Origin of the sequence: Pseudomonas sp. SWRI179, assembly GCF_014268705.1 — a bacterium.
Taxonomy (GTDB): Bacteria; Pseudomonadota; Gammaproteobacteria; order Pseudomonadales; family Pseudomonadaceae; genus Aquipseudomonas; species Aquipseudomonas zanjanensis.
This window is the reverse complement of sequence record NZ_JABWRA010000059.1, coordinates 24005-36940: the sequence shown is the minus strand read 5'-3', so window position 1 is coordinate 36940 and position 12936 is coordinate 24005. Positions and strand designations below refer to the sequence as shown.

Here is a 12936-nt window from a genome sequence, read left to right as displayed (position 1 = left end):
GACCTGATGCCGAGCACTCAACCCCGTGGCGAGGGAGCTTGCTCCCGCTGGGGCGCGAAGCGGCCCCAATAAGCTGCATGCGATCTGCCTGACGCTACGCGGTGCTTGGTTTTGGGGCTGCTACGCAGCCCAGCGGGAGCAAGCTCCCTCGCCACGGGCCCATCGGTTCCCAAAAAATGCGGCGCATTACCCGGACTAGAGGTCTCATTGATGGCTTATATCATTCTGAATGATAGTTACCTTTGCTTCATTCGATTCGTTCCGGTGTCTTGCGCCACGCATCATCCGCCCATTCTCAATACATTGGCGGATGCTATCCATGGAACATTCACTTTCAAAACTGCGTTTTCCCCTCGCGCTGCTGGCGGTGCTGGTGATGAGCGCTTGCGGCAAGACTCCCGACACGGCAGCGTCCATGCCGCCGGCCAAAGTCAGTGTGGCCAAGGTCTTGGAGCAGCCTGTCAACGAATGGGATGAATTCACCGGTCGCCTCGAAGCGCCAGAAACCGTTGAGATCCGCCCGCGGGTTTCCGGGCAGATCGACGAAGTGGCCTTCACCGAAGGCGCGTTGGTCAAGAAGGGCGATCTGTTGTTCCAGATCGACCCACGCCCCTTCCAGGCTGAAGTCCGTCGTCTCGAAGCGCAACTGGCCCAGGCCCGCGCCACCGCCACCCGCAGCGAGAATGAAGCCCAACGTGGCGAACGCCTGCGCTTGAGCAATGCCATTTCCGCCGAGCTGGCGGATTCGCGCACCAGCGCCGCCCAGGAAGCCCGGGCCGCCGCAGCGGCCATCCAGGCGCAGTTGGACCTGGCGAAACTGAACCTGAGCTTTACCCGGGTCACCTCGCCCATCAGCGGTCGCGTCAGCCGGGCGGAAATCACCGCCGGCAACCTGGTGACCGCCGATGTCACGCCGCTGACCAGCGTCGTGTCCACCGACAAGGTCTACGCCTACTTCGACGCCGACGAGCGGGTCTTCCTCAAGTACACCCAACTCGCCCGCCAGGGCCAGCGCGGCCAGGCCACGCCGGTCTACATGGGCCTGTCCAACGAGGACGGCAACCCGCACCAGGGCCAGATGAACTTCGTCGACAACCAGGTCAACCCACAGACCGGCACCATCCGTGGCCGCGCGGTGTTCGACAACAAGGATGGCACCTACACCCCAGGCCTGTACGCCCGCTTGAAGCTGGTGGGCAGCGGCACCTACGCTGCCGTGCTGATCAACGACGAAGCCGTGGGCACCGACCTGGGCAAGAAATTCGTCTTGGTGATGGACGCTGAAAACAAGCCGGCCTACCGCGCCGTCGAGCTGGGGCCGAAGATCGAAGGCCTGCGCATCGTGCGCAGCGGCCTGAACAAGGACGACACCATCATCGTCAAGGGGCTGCAACGGGCTCGTCCGGGTGCACCGGTCACGCCTGAAACCGTGCCAATGGCCAGCGAAGAAACCATTGCCGCCCTGGCACAACAACGTAAAGCGCTCGAAGCCAGCAACCTGCCCCAAGTCGCGCCCTCCAAGGCGGCGTCAGGCTCGGCAGGCAAACTGGCCGCTGCGACCCCACGCGACTAAGGGACTGAATCCAAGATGAAATTTTCCCAGTTCTTCATTTCGCGGCCGATCTTCGCAGCAGTGCTTTCGCTGCTGATCCTGATCGCCGGCGCCATCTCGCTGTTCCAGCTACCGATCAGCGAATACCCGGAAGTCGTGCCGCCGACCGTGGTCGTACGCGCCAACTTCCCGGGCGCCAACCCCAAGGTCATCGGCGAAACCGTGGCCGCGCCCCTGGAGCAGGCCATCACCGGCGTCGAGAACATGTTGTACATGTCCTCGCAGTCCACCGCTGACGGCAAGATCACCCTGACCATCACATTCGCCCTCGGCACCGACCTGGACAACGCCCAGGTGCAGGTGCAGAACCGCGTCACCCGGACCGAGCCCAAGCTGCCGGAAGAAGTGACCCGGATCGGCATCACGGTGGACAAGGCATCGCCCGACCTGACCATGGTCGTGCACTTGACCTCGCCGGACCAACGCTACGACATGCTCTACCTGTCCAACTACGCCCTGCTCAACATCAAGGATGAGCTGGCGCGCCTGGGCGGCGTGGGTGATGTGCAACTGTTCGGCATGGGCGACTATTCCCTACGCGTCTGGCTGGATCCGAACAAGACCGCCTCGCGCAACCTGACCGCCACCGACGTGGTCACCGCGATCCGTGAGCAGAACCGTCAAGTGGCGGCCGGTGCCCTGGGTGCGCCGCCGGCGCCGAATGCCCAGGCCTTCCAGCTGTCGATCAACACCCAGGGGCGCCTGGTCAATGAGGAAGAGTTCGAGAACATCATCATTCGTTCCGGCGCCAACGGTGAGATCACTCGCCTGAAGGACATCGCTCGGGTCGAACTGGGCTCCAGCCAGTACGCCTTGCGTTCGCTGCTGGACAACCAACCAGCGGTGGCGATCCCGATCTTCCAGCGTCCCGGCTCTAACGCCATCCAGATCTCCAATGACGTTCGCGAGAAGATGGATGAGCTGAAGAAAGGCTTCCCGGCCGGGATGGACTACAGCATCGTCTATGACCCGACGATCTTCGTCCGCGGCTCCATCGAAGCGGTGGTCCACACCCTGTTCGAAGCCCTGATCCTCGTGGTGCTGGTGGTGATCCTGTTCCTGCAGACCTGGCGCGCCTCGATCATTCCGTTGGTGGCGGTGCCGGTTTCGCTGATCGGTACGTTTGCGGTGATGCACCTGTTCGGCTTCTCGTTGAACGCCCTGTCACTGTTCGGCCTGGTCCTGGCGATCGGTATCGTGGTGGACGACGCCATCGTGGTGGTGGAAAACGTCGAGCGAAACATCGAACTGGGCCTCACCCCCGTGGAGGCGACGAAGCGCGCCATGGGCGAAGTGACCGGCCCGATCATCGCCACCGCCCTGGTGCTGTGCGCGGTCTTCGTTCCGGCGGCGTTCATCAGTGGCTTGACCGGTCAGTTCTATAAACAGTTCGCCCTGACCATTGCCATCTCCACGGTGATCTCGGCGATCAACTCCCTGACCCTGTCCCCTGCCCTGGCTGCCGTATTGCTCAAAGGCCATGACGCGCCCAAGGACCGTTTCTCCAAGTTCCTCGACAAGCTCTTCGGCGGCTGGTTGTTCCGTCCATTCAACCGCTTCTTCGAGCGCGCCAGCCATGGCTACGTGGGCACCGTCGCGCGGGTTATCCGCAGCAGCGGCATCGCCCTGGTACTTTATGCAGGCCTGATGGTGCTGACGTTCTTCGGTTTTTCCACTACCCCGACCGGCTTCGTGCCCGGCCAGGACAAGCAATACCTGGTGGCCTTCGCTCAACTGCCGGACGCCGCGAGCCTGGATCGCACCGAAGATGTGATCAAGCGCATGTCCGACCTGGCGCTCAAGCAACCGGGCGTTGAAAGCGCCGTGGCCTTCCCGGGCCTGTCGATCAACGGTTTCACCAACAGCCCGAACGCCGGCATCGTGTTCGTGACCCTCAAGCCCTTCGATGAGCGCAAGGACCCGAGCATGTCGGCCGGCGCCATCGCCGGTGCCTTGAACGGCAAGTACTCGGAGATCCAGGAAGCCTACATGGCGATCTTCCCGCCGCCGCCGGTACAGGGCCTGGGCACGATCGGTGGTTTCCGCCTGCAGATCGAAGACCGGGGCAACCTGGGCTACGACGAGCTGTACAAAGAAACCATGAACATCATCACCAAGAGCCGCAGCGTGCCGGAACTGGCCGGGTTGTTTACCAGCTACACCGTGAACGTACCCCAGGTCGATGCCGCCATCGACCGTGAAAAAGCCAAGACCCACGGCGTGGCCGTCAGCGACATCTTCGACACCCTGCAGATCTACCTGGGTTCGTTGTATGCCAACGACTTCAACCGCTTCGGCCGTACCTACCAGGTCAACGTCCAGGCCGAGCAACAGTTCCGTCTCGAGTCGGACCAGATCGGCCAGCTCAAGGTGCGCAACAACCGTGGCGAGATGATCCCGCTGGCGACCTTCATCAAGGTCAGCGACACCTCGGGGCCAGACCGCGTGATGCATTACAACGGCTTCATCACTGCTGAAATCAACGGTGCTGCCGCCCCGGGCTACAGCTCCGGCCAGGCCGAGAAAGCCATTGAGAAACTGCTCAAGGACGAACTGCCCAACGGCATGACGTACGAGTGGACCGACCTGACGTACCAGCAGATCCTCTCGGGCAACACCGCGCTGTTCGTGTTCCCGCTCTGCGTACTGCTGGCGTTCCTGGTGCTCGCGGCACAGTACGAAAGCTGGAGCCTGCCATTGGCGGTGATCCTGATCGTACCGATGACCCTGCTGTCGGCGATTACCGGGGTGATCCTCTCCGGTGGCGACAACAACATCTTTACCCAGATCGGTTTGATCGTACTGGTGGGGCTTGCCTGCAAGAACGCGATTCTGATCGTCGAGTTCGCCAAGGATAAACAGCTCGAAGGCATGAACCCGCTGGCGGCGGTCCTCGAAGCGTGCCGCCTGCGTCTGCGGCCGATCCTGATGACCTCCTTCGCCTTCATCATGGGCGTGGTGCCCCTGGTGTTCTCCAGCGGCGCCGGTGCGGAAATGCGCCATGCCATGGGTGTGGCGGTGTTCTCCGGGATGCTCGGCGTGACCTTCTTCGGCCTGCTGCTCACCCCCGTCTTCTATGTACTGATCCGCAACTTCGTCGAACGCAGCGAGGCCCGCAAGGCGGCCCGGGCTTTGAAACTGGAGGCGCAACAATGAGTTTGAAAGCGTTCGTGCCGAGCTTGCTGGTCCTGGCATTGAGTGCCTGTGCCGTAGGCCCGGACTACAAGGCACCACAAACGGAGGCGGCGAATATCACCACCGCCACCGACGGCGCCGCCGGCCAGAAGAACTTCGACCGCGCCCGTTTCGAAGGCGTCTGGTGGCAGCAGTTCGACGACCCGACCCTCAACGCGTTGGTGACCCGTTCCCTGGACGGCAACCGCGAGTTGCGCGTGGCCTTCGCCCGCTTGCGGGCCGCACGGGCGATTCGCGATGACGCCAGCAATGACGCCATGCCGACCATTACCAGCCGTGCCAGCAGCGAACTGGGCAAAGGCCAGAACCCGATGGGGCAGACTGACGAGCGGGTCAACTCCGAGCGTTACGACCTGGGCCTGGACATGGCCTGGGAACTGGATTTGTTCGGGCGCATCCAGCGCAACCTGGAAGCCACCGATGCCGATCAACAGGCGATCGAAGCCGATCTCTATCAGTTGCAGGTGACGATGATCGCCGAGCTGGTGGATGCCTATGGTCAACTGCGCGGCGCACAACTGCGGGAAAAGATCGCCCTGGCCAACCTGAAGAACCAGCAGGATTCGCGCAAGATCACCGAAAGCCTGCGTGATGCCGGCGTCGGCGATCAGCTCGACGTGGTCCGTGCCGATGCGCGCCTGGCCTCGGTGGAAGCCAGCGTGCCACAGCTGCAGGCCGAGCAGGCGCGCCAACGCAATCGTATCGCCACGCTGTTGGGCGAACGCCCGGACAAACTCAGCGTCGACCTGGGCCCGAAACAGTTGCCGGCTATCGCCAAGGCCCTGCCCATCGGCGACCCGGGTGAACTGCTGCAACGGCGCCCGGACATCCTCAGTGCCGAACGCCAACTGGCCGCCGCCACGGCGCGCATCGGCGTGGCCAAGGCCGACCTGTTCCCACGGGTCAGCTTGAGCGGTTTCCTCGGTTTCACCGCCGGACGCGGTTCGCAGATCGGTTCCTCTGCCGCCAACGCCTGGGCGCTGGGCCCGAGCATTACCTGGGCCGCTTTCGACCTGGGCAGCGTGCGGGCGCGCTTGCGCGGTGCCGACGCCGAGGCGGACGGTGCCCTGGCGAACTACGAACAGCAAGTGCTGCTGGCCCTGGAAGAGTCGGAAAATGCCTTCAGTGACTATGGCAAGCGTCAGCAGCGGCTGATCTCGCTGATCCGCCAGAGCGAATCGAGCCGCGCCGCCGCCGACCTGGCAGAGATTCGCTACCGCGAAGGCACCGTGGATTTCCTCGTGCTGCTCGACGCCCAACGTGAACGCCTGGCGGCCGAAGACACCCAGGCCCAGGCCGAAGTGGAGCTGTACCGCGGCATCGTCGCGATCTACAAGGCCCTGGGTGGCGGCTGGCAACCGGAAACCGTCGCCAGCAATTGACCCGCCCGGCTCAACCGAGCTCCTTTGGTTGGCCGCAACCAGCCAAATTTTTGCCCCGCGTCTCATTTGGACGCGGGGCTTTTTTTCGGCTGTTACTAGTCCCGGCCCCTGGGGAGATATTGAACAAGAGGTTCACCGCTGCTCTACTGTGGGAGCGGGCTTGCTCGCGAAAGCGGTGGATCAGCTTGAAGATATGTCGAAGGTGCAGCCGCCTTCGCGAGCAAGCCCGCTCCCACAGGGTTAAATGCGCATAACTCACAAGGTTTGACTCAGGCCGCCACCTGACCGAAGCTTGCGGCATTTCACGCTTCTGGTAATGGATTCCCTGCATGCCCTCGCCTCGCCGCCGCTATCTGCTCCTCAGCCTCTGTGTCCTGTTGTTGATCGGTCTTGTCGCGGTGTGGCTGCGCAGCACCACGCCGCAGATCCCCGAGGCAATCAAGCGTGGCTACAGCGAAGCCTTGGAAAGCGCCCGCAACGGACAGCCGGGGGCGGCGCGGATGCTTTACCAGCAACTGGGACGTCCGGATCTCTCGCCCAAGCGCCGCGTGTGGCTGCACGCCGAACTGTCCAACTACCCCAGCCCCCAAGCCCTGAAACTGGCGGACGCCGACCTGCACAGCGAGTCGCCGGACGTGCGCCGGGCCGCCATTGGCAGCGTCGTCGGGCTGGTCCCGACAGGCCAACGCAGCCTGTTGCTCGGCCCGCTTCTGGACGATGACGACCCGAACGTCCGGTTCGCCGCCGTGAACGCGCTGCTGGGCCTGTCGCCAGATGATCTCGGCTTGTATTTCGGCGCGATGCAGATCGCCATCGACACTTGGGAGCAAATGCTCGAAGACGGCCCGAAAACCGCTCAGTCCCACTACCAACTCGCCCGGCTGCACCTGCACAACGCCGAATTGAAGAAAGCCCAATTGGCCCTTGAGCAGGCCTTGCGCCTGCAACCGGACAACCTGCCGGCGCTGGTCATGCAGATCGAAGTGCTGGACAAACAGGGCCAGGGCGAAGCCGCCCGACAATTACTCGCCCGACAGTTGCAAACCCAGCCAGCGTCGGCTTATCTGCAACATGCGCTGGGCATGTGGCTGCTGCAACACGGCCAGAGCGAGTATGCCGTACTCGGCCTGGCAAAAGCCGTGGAACTGGAACCCGAAAACCGGCATTACCGCTATGACCTGGCAACCACCCTGCATGCTGAACAGGAAGTGGAAGCCGCGCAGAAACAGTTGCAGGAAATCGTCCAGCGCTACCCCGCCGACCGCAAGGCCCGGGTGTTGCTGATCAACTATTGGAAGGAGACCGGCCAGTTGCAGAACGTTCAGATCCTGTTGGCGCAACTGGAACAGCTGAACCCCGATGACCCGGCCCTGCAACAGGGTTTGTAGGCGGACTAGCCGTTAAGTGGAACCTTGGGCAAACACACAATCCGTGGCGAGGGAGCTTGCTCCCGCTGGGCTGCGCAGCAGCCCCAAGACAGGGCCGCTTCGCGACCCAGCGGGAGCAAGCTCCCTCGCCACAGGATGACTGCTCGGCTTCATTTCGCTTAGCTGACTAGCATGGGTCTGTGGGCCGTCGTCGCATACCGAAAAGTTGTGCAGTACCCCGCGTTTTGTCGATGTAAGCGGAACCGCCATCACCGCCAAAGGTCAAGTGTTCAGGCAGTCGATTTCAGGCGTTACCCCGCCTGCTGCCTACTTCCCTAGTCATGAGAGGGCTATTTTTGTCTACATCTAACGAGTTGATCAGTGCAAAAGCCGCCACCGGTATTGAGGGTCTGGACGATATCCTCTCCGGTGGTTTGTCCCGCGGCCATGTGTTCCTCCTCGAAGGGGAACCGGGGACCGGTAAGACCACGGTCGCGCTGCATTTTCTGTTGGCCGGCGCCAAGGCTGGCGAGCGCTCGTTGTACATCACGCTCTCGGAAACCGAGCGTGAACTGCGTCAGGGCGCGGCCTCCCACGGCTGGACCTTGGATGAGAACATTCATATTTTCGAGCTGACCCCGCCCGAAAGCCTGCTCAATGCCGAGCACCAGCAAAGCCTGCTGTACTCCTCGGACCTGGAGCTGGGCGAAGCGACCCGGCAGATCTTCGAAGTGGTCGAACGGTTCAAGCCGACCCGTGTAGTGCTCGACAGCCTGTCGGAGATCCGCCTGCTGGCGCAAAGCTCCCTGCGCTACCGTCGCCAGATCCTGGCGATCAAGCATTATTTCGTGCGCTACGACGCCACGGTCCTGTTGCTCGACGACTTGACCACCGAATCCCTGGACAAAACCGTGCACAGCGTCGCCCACGGCGTGGTGCGCCTGGAAGAACTGACCCCCAACTATGGCGCCGAACGGCGGCGGGTCCGGGTGGTCAAGTATCGCGGGCAGAAATACCGCGGCGGTTTCCATGACTTCACCATCATGGGCGACGGCGTGCACGTGTTCCCGCGCCTGGTGGCCGCCGAACACCGCGGCCAGTACCTGCGCCAACAACTCTCCAGCGGCATCGGCGAAATGGACCTGCTGCTGGGCGGCGGCATCGAGACCGGCTCCAGCACGTTGATCCTGGGGCCAGCGGGAACTGGCAAGTCGCTGATCGCGATGATTTTCGCCGCCGCCGCCGTGCATCGTGGCGAGAAGGCCGCGCTGTTCATCTTCGATGAAGAGTTGGGCTTGCTGTTCGAGCGCATGAAAAACATCGGCATCGACCTGCAGGCCTTGCAAAAAACCGGCAACCTGCTGATCGAACAGGTGGACGCCGCCGAGCTGTCCCCCGGCGAGTTCTCCCACCGCGTACGTCGCTGCGTCGATGAAGGAGACATCAAGACCGTGGTCATCGACAGCATCAACGGCTACCAGGCGGCGATGCCGGAAGAGAACGCCCTGGTGCTGCACATGCATGAATTGCTGCTCTATCTCAACCGCAAGGGCGCGGCGACCTTCATGACCGTCGCCCAGCACGGCCTGGTCGGCGACATGCAGGCCCCGGTGGACATTACTTACCTGGCCGACACGGTGATTCTGTTGCGTTATTTCGAAGCACTGGGCAAGGTTCGCCGGGCCATTTCCATCATCAAGAAACGCACCGGCAGCCACGAGTCGACCATCCGCGAATACCGCATCAGCGGCTCGGGCATGACCATTGGCGAACCACTGGAAGCATTCCAGGGTGTCTTGCGCGGGGTCCCCACCTACATGGGCGAGAGCAACCCGCTGCTCAAGGATGAACACCGGTGACGCTGGCCGAGCCCCTGTCCGAGCGGGCGCTGATTCTCGCGCCGCTGGGACGGGACAGCCAGATTGCCCTGATGATCCTCAATGAAGCCGGTTTTGCCGGCCTCATCTGTCGCCACCTGGGTCATTTATGCGAAGAGCTGGAAAGCGGTGCCGGCCTGCTGGTGATCTCGTCGGAGGCCTTGGTCGGGCCTGACCTGGAAACGCTGTTCCTGCAAATCGAGCAGCAGCCCGCCTGGTCCGACCTGCCCATTGTCTTGCTGACCCATCACGGTGGGCCGGAACAGAACCCGGCGGCGCGGATCGGCATGCAGTTGGGCAACGTGACGTTCCTCGAGCGTCCTTTCCACCCCGTTACGCTGATCAGCTTGGTCACCACCGCCCTGCGCGGGCGTCGAAGGCAGTACGAAGCCCGCGACCGCCTGATCGATCTCAGCAACAGCGAACTGCGCCTGCAAACCACCCTCGAAACCCTCGAACAGCAGGTGGAAGAGCGTACCGCCCAGTTGCGCCACAACGAAGAAGCCCTGCGCCAGTCGCAGAAAATGGAAGCGGTGGGCCAACTGACCGGCGGCATCGCCCATGACTTCAACAACATGCTCACCGGGATCATCGGCAGCCTCGAACTGTTGCGCCGTCGCCTGGCCCGGGGCCGTACCGAGGATCTGGACAGCCTGATCGACCTGGGCGTGACCTCGGCCAACCGCGCCGCCGGCCTGACCCATCGCCTGCTGGCGTTCTCCCGGCGGCAATCGCTGGACTCCAAGGCGGTCCAGATGAATACCCTGGTGCTGTCCATGGGCGAACTGCTGCAGCGCAGCCTCAACGAAAGCATTCGCCTGGACATGCAACTGGACGAACAACTATGGGTCGCCGAAGCCGACCCCAATCAACTGGAAAGCGCCCTGCTCAACCTAGTGCTCAACGCCAGGGATGCCATGCCCAACGGCGGCAACCTGGTGGTGCAGACTCGCAATCGGCACTTGGATGCCGACTTCACCGAGGCCTACCCCAACCTCGCGCCCGGTGACTATGTGGTGCTGAGTGTGCAGGACACCGGTTGCGGCATGCCCGAAGCGGTGATCAGTCGCGCTTTCGATCCGTTCTTCACCACCAAGCCGATCGGCCAGGGCACCGGGCTGGGCCTGTCGATGATTTATGGCTTCAGCAAGCAATCCCGTGGCCATGTGACCATCGACAGCGAAGTCGACATAGGCACCACCGTGAACCTCTACCTGCCACGCTTCGTCGGGGAAGAAATTCACGAGCCCCAGGTTGCCACCCAGCACGCGCCGTATGCGCAGGATGGCGAGACCGTGCTGATCGTCGAGGACGATCCGGCGGTGCGGGTGTTGGTGAGCGCGGTATTAAGCGAGTTGGGCTATGCCTTTGTGGAAGCGGCCGACGCCAACGGCGCGTTGCCGATCCTCCAGTCAAGCCAGCGCATCGACCTGCTGATCAGCGACGTTGGCCTGCCCGGCATGAATGGTCGGCAACTGGCGGAGATCGGCCGGCAGGTCCGCCCGGACCTGCGGGTGCTGTTCATCACCGGCTACGCCGAGCATGCGGCGGTGCGCGGCGGCTTCCTTGACCCGGGGATGCAGATGATCACCAAGCCGTTCACGTTTGACTTGTTGACGGCGAAGGTGCGGGAAATGATCCAGGTTTGAGGTGATGAGCGCTGTTTGAGCTTGGGCATTACACACAGTGTGGCGAGGGAGCTTGCTCCCGCTGGGCTGCGAAGCAGCCCCAATAAATTCGACTCAATGAACCTGACACATCGAGGTGCCGGGTTTTGGGGGCGCTCCGCACCCCAGCGGGAGCAAGCTCCCTCGCCACAGGGGGGCGCCTGATCTGCCGGGATGTCTCCTGCCTACGACAACATCGACTGCATGATGCGTTGCAGTTCATCCAGGTCGAACGGCTTTTCCAGGATCGGTGCCTTGTGGGTAATCGGACTGTCCGTGTCGCGCACTTCCTGCGCGTAGCCACTGATGAAAATCACCTTCAGCTCGGGGCGCAACTTGACTGCGGGTTCGGCAATCTGCACCCCAGAGATACCGCCCGGCAGGCGGAAGTCGGTAATCATCATGTCCAGATGCGGCTTGCTCGCCAGGATCTCGAACGCCTGGGCGCCGCTTTCGGCTTGCAGCACCCGGTATCCCTCGCTCGACAGGTAGGCCGACAGCACCATCAGGATCGACGGGTCATCCTCGACGATCAATACAACATCTTGCGCATCTTCACTCATGAGAAGCCTTTGTTCGATCAATAGCTGCTGATACGACCTTGGGGTCTCTCAGAGGTTGCGTCTGTTCGGCGGTTTTGTCCAAGACAGTTTTCTGCAAGGGCAGGCAAACACGAAACAACGCCCCTTCATTGAGCCGACTGTCCACCGTGATCGTCCCGCCATGGGCCGTGACGATCTGCTCGGAAATGAACAGCCCCAGCCCGAGCCCCGAGGCGGCGGCCTTGGACGATACGCGCTCGAACTGCTGGAAGATACGTTCCTGGTTCTCCTCGCTGATGCCGATGCCGTGGTCCTGGACCTCGATGCAGGCGTGATCGGAGGTCTTGTAGACGCGCACTTCGATCGGCCCCTTGCCGCCGTAGCGCAGCGCATTGGTCAACAGGTTCGAGACCACCTGCTCAATGCGAAACTCGTCCCAAAGCCCCTCCACCGCCGGCTCGACCATGCACGTCAACGAACACTCGGCCACGGCGATCTGCGGCTGGAAGTTGCGCAGCAGGTTTTCCACCAATGCCGTCAGGTTGAAGCGGGTCGGCCGGATCGACAGCTTGCCGGTACGAATCCGCGACACATCCAGCATGTCCTCGATCAGCCGGATCAGGCTCTTGATCTGGCGCTCGTCGCGCTCGACCATCGCGCGCACCTTGTCCAGGCTGAAGGCGGCGGCATTGTCCCGGGCCAGGTGCATCTTGCGCAGTTGGGTCTCGAGGATGAGGCCATTGAGGGGCGTGCGCACCTCGTGGGCGACGATGGACATGAAGTCGTCTCGCATGCGCACCGCCTGTTCCAGCTCGCCACGGGTGGCCTCGAGCTGCTGCAACAGGATCTCCTGCTCGCGACGACTCTGTTCGAGGGCCACGACTTGTTCCTTCATGGCCTTTCGTTGGCGATACAGCTCGACGAACACATTGACCTTGCTCTTGACGGCCTGGGTGTCCAGCGGCTTGTGCAGGAAGTCCACCGCGCCATTTTCATAACCGGTGAAGGCATAGTTGCGCTCACGCCCGGCGGCGCTGACGAAAATGATCGGGATGCTGCGGGTCTTTTCCGTGCCGCGCATCAGCTCGGCCAGCCCGAAACCGTTCATCTCCGGCATCTGCACATCGATGATGGCCAGGGCGAAGTCGTGTTGCAGCAGCAGGGACAGCGCTTCGTCCGCCGACAGGGCCTTGAAGACCTCGCGGTCGTCTCCCCTGATCAATGCTTCCAGGGCCAACAGATTCTCAGGCAGATCGTCGACGATCAGCAGTTTGGCTTGAATATCTCTTGGCAT

8 protein-coding genes are annotated in these 12936 nt (G+C 62.5%); 6 read left to right on the top strand and 2 right to left on the bottom strand.

Annotated elements, in window-relative coordinates; all coding sequences use genetic code 11:
* The first annotated feature begins 319 nt into the window (after nt 1–319).
* From mexE to HU767_RS24935, 6 genes are all read left to right on the top strand, one after another.
* Nucleotides 320–1573 (top strand): multidrug efflux RND transporter periplasmic adaptor subunit MexE, encoded by a 1254-nt coding sequence (gene mexE, locus HU767_RS24960; RefSeq protein WP_186709350.1) that lies wholly within the window; start codon nt 320–322, stop codon nt 1571–1573.
* 15 nt (nt 1574–1588) lie between these two features.
* Nucleotides 1589–4768 (top strand): efflux RND transporter permease subunit, encoded by a 3180-nt coding sequence (locus HU767_RS24955; RefSeq protein WP_186730727.1) that lies wholly within the window; start codon nt 1589–1591, stop codon nt 4766–4768.
* Nucleotides 4765–6189 (top strand): TolC family protein, encoded by a 1425-nt coding sequence (locus HU767_RS24950; RefSeq protein WP_186730726.1) that lies wholly within the window; start codon nt 4765–4767, stop codon nt 6187–6189. The genes HU767_RS24955 and HU767_RS24950 overlap by 4 nt, the downstream gene beginning before the upstream one ends.
* Before the next feature lie 329 nt (nt 6190–6518).
* The gene (locus HU767_RS24945) at nt 6519–7577 is read left to right on the top strand and encodes a hypothetical protein (RefSeq protein ID WP_186730725.1); all 1059 of its coding nucleotides are present in this window, start codon (nt 6519–6521) and stop codon (nt 7575–7577) included.
* 335 nt (nt 7578–7912) lie between these two features.
* Nucleotides 7913–9415, top strand: a complete 1503-nt coding sequence (locus tag HU767_RS24940; protein WP_186730724.1) for an ATPase domain-containing protein — start codon at nt 7913–7915, stop codon at nt 9413–9415.
* Entirely contained in the window at nt 9412–11082 is a 1671-nt protein-coding gene (locus tag HU767_RS24935) for a response regulator (protein WP_186709362.1), read from the top strand. The genes HU767_RS24940 and HU767_RS24935 overlap by 4 nt, the downstream gene beginning before the upstream one ends.
* A 203-nt stretch (nt 11083–11285) precedes the next feature.
* On the opposite strand, the gene HU767_RS24930 is transcribed toward HU767_RS24935, so the two are convergent.
* Both HU767_RS24930 and HU767_RS24925 read right to left on the bottom strand, forming a co-directional pair.
* Entirely contained in the window at nt 11286–11663 is a 378-nt protein-coding gene (locus tag HU767_RS24930; protein WP_186730723.1) for a response regulator, read from the bottom strand.
* Entirely contained in the window at nt 11656–12936 is a 1281-nt protein-coding gene (locus tag HU767_RS24925) for a hybrid sensor histidine kinase/response regulator (RefSeq protein WP_186730722.1), read from the bottom strand. Before HU767_RS24925 ends, HU767_RS24930 begins: the two co-directional genes overlap by 8 nt.

What these genes read in the sequence shown, in the direction of transcription:
- HU767_RS24930 (WP_186730723.1), bottom strand. Translation starts at nt 11,663, where the DNA reads ATGAGTGAAGATGCGCAAGATGTTGTATTGATCGTCGAGGATGACCCG.
- HU767_RS24945 (WP_186730725.1), top strand. Translation starts at nt 6,519, where the DNA reads ATGCCCTCGCCTCGCCGCCGCTATCTGCTCCTCAGCCTCTGTGTCCTG.
- HU767_RS24925 (WP_186730722.1), bottom strand. Translation starts at nt 12,936, where the DNA reads ATGCCAAGAGATATTCAAGCCAAACTGCTGATCGTCGACGATCTGCCT.
- mexE (WP_186709350.1), top strand. Translation starts at nt 320, where the DNA reads ATGGAACATTCACTTTCAAAACTGCGTTTTCCCCTCGCGCTGCTGGCG.
- HU767_RS24955 (WP_186730727.1), top strand. Translation starts at nt 1,589, where the DNA reads ATGAAATTTTCCCAGTTCTTCATTTCGCGGCCGATCTTCGCAGCAGTG.
- HU767_RS24950 (WP_186730726.1), top strand. Translation starts at nt 4,765, where the DNA reads ATGAGTTTGAAAGCGTTCGTGCCGAGCTTGCTGGTCCTGGCATTGAGT.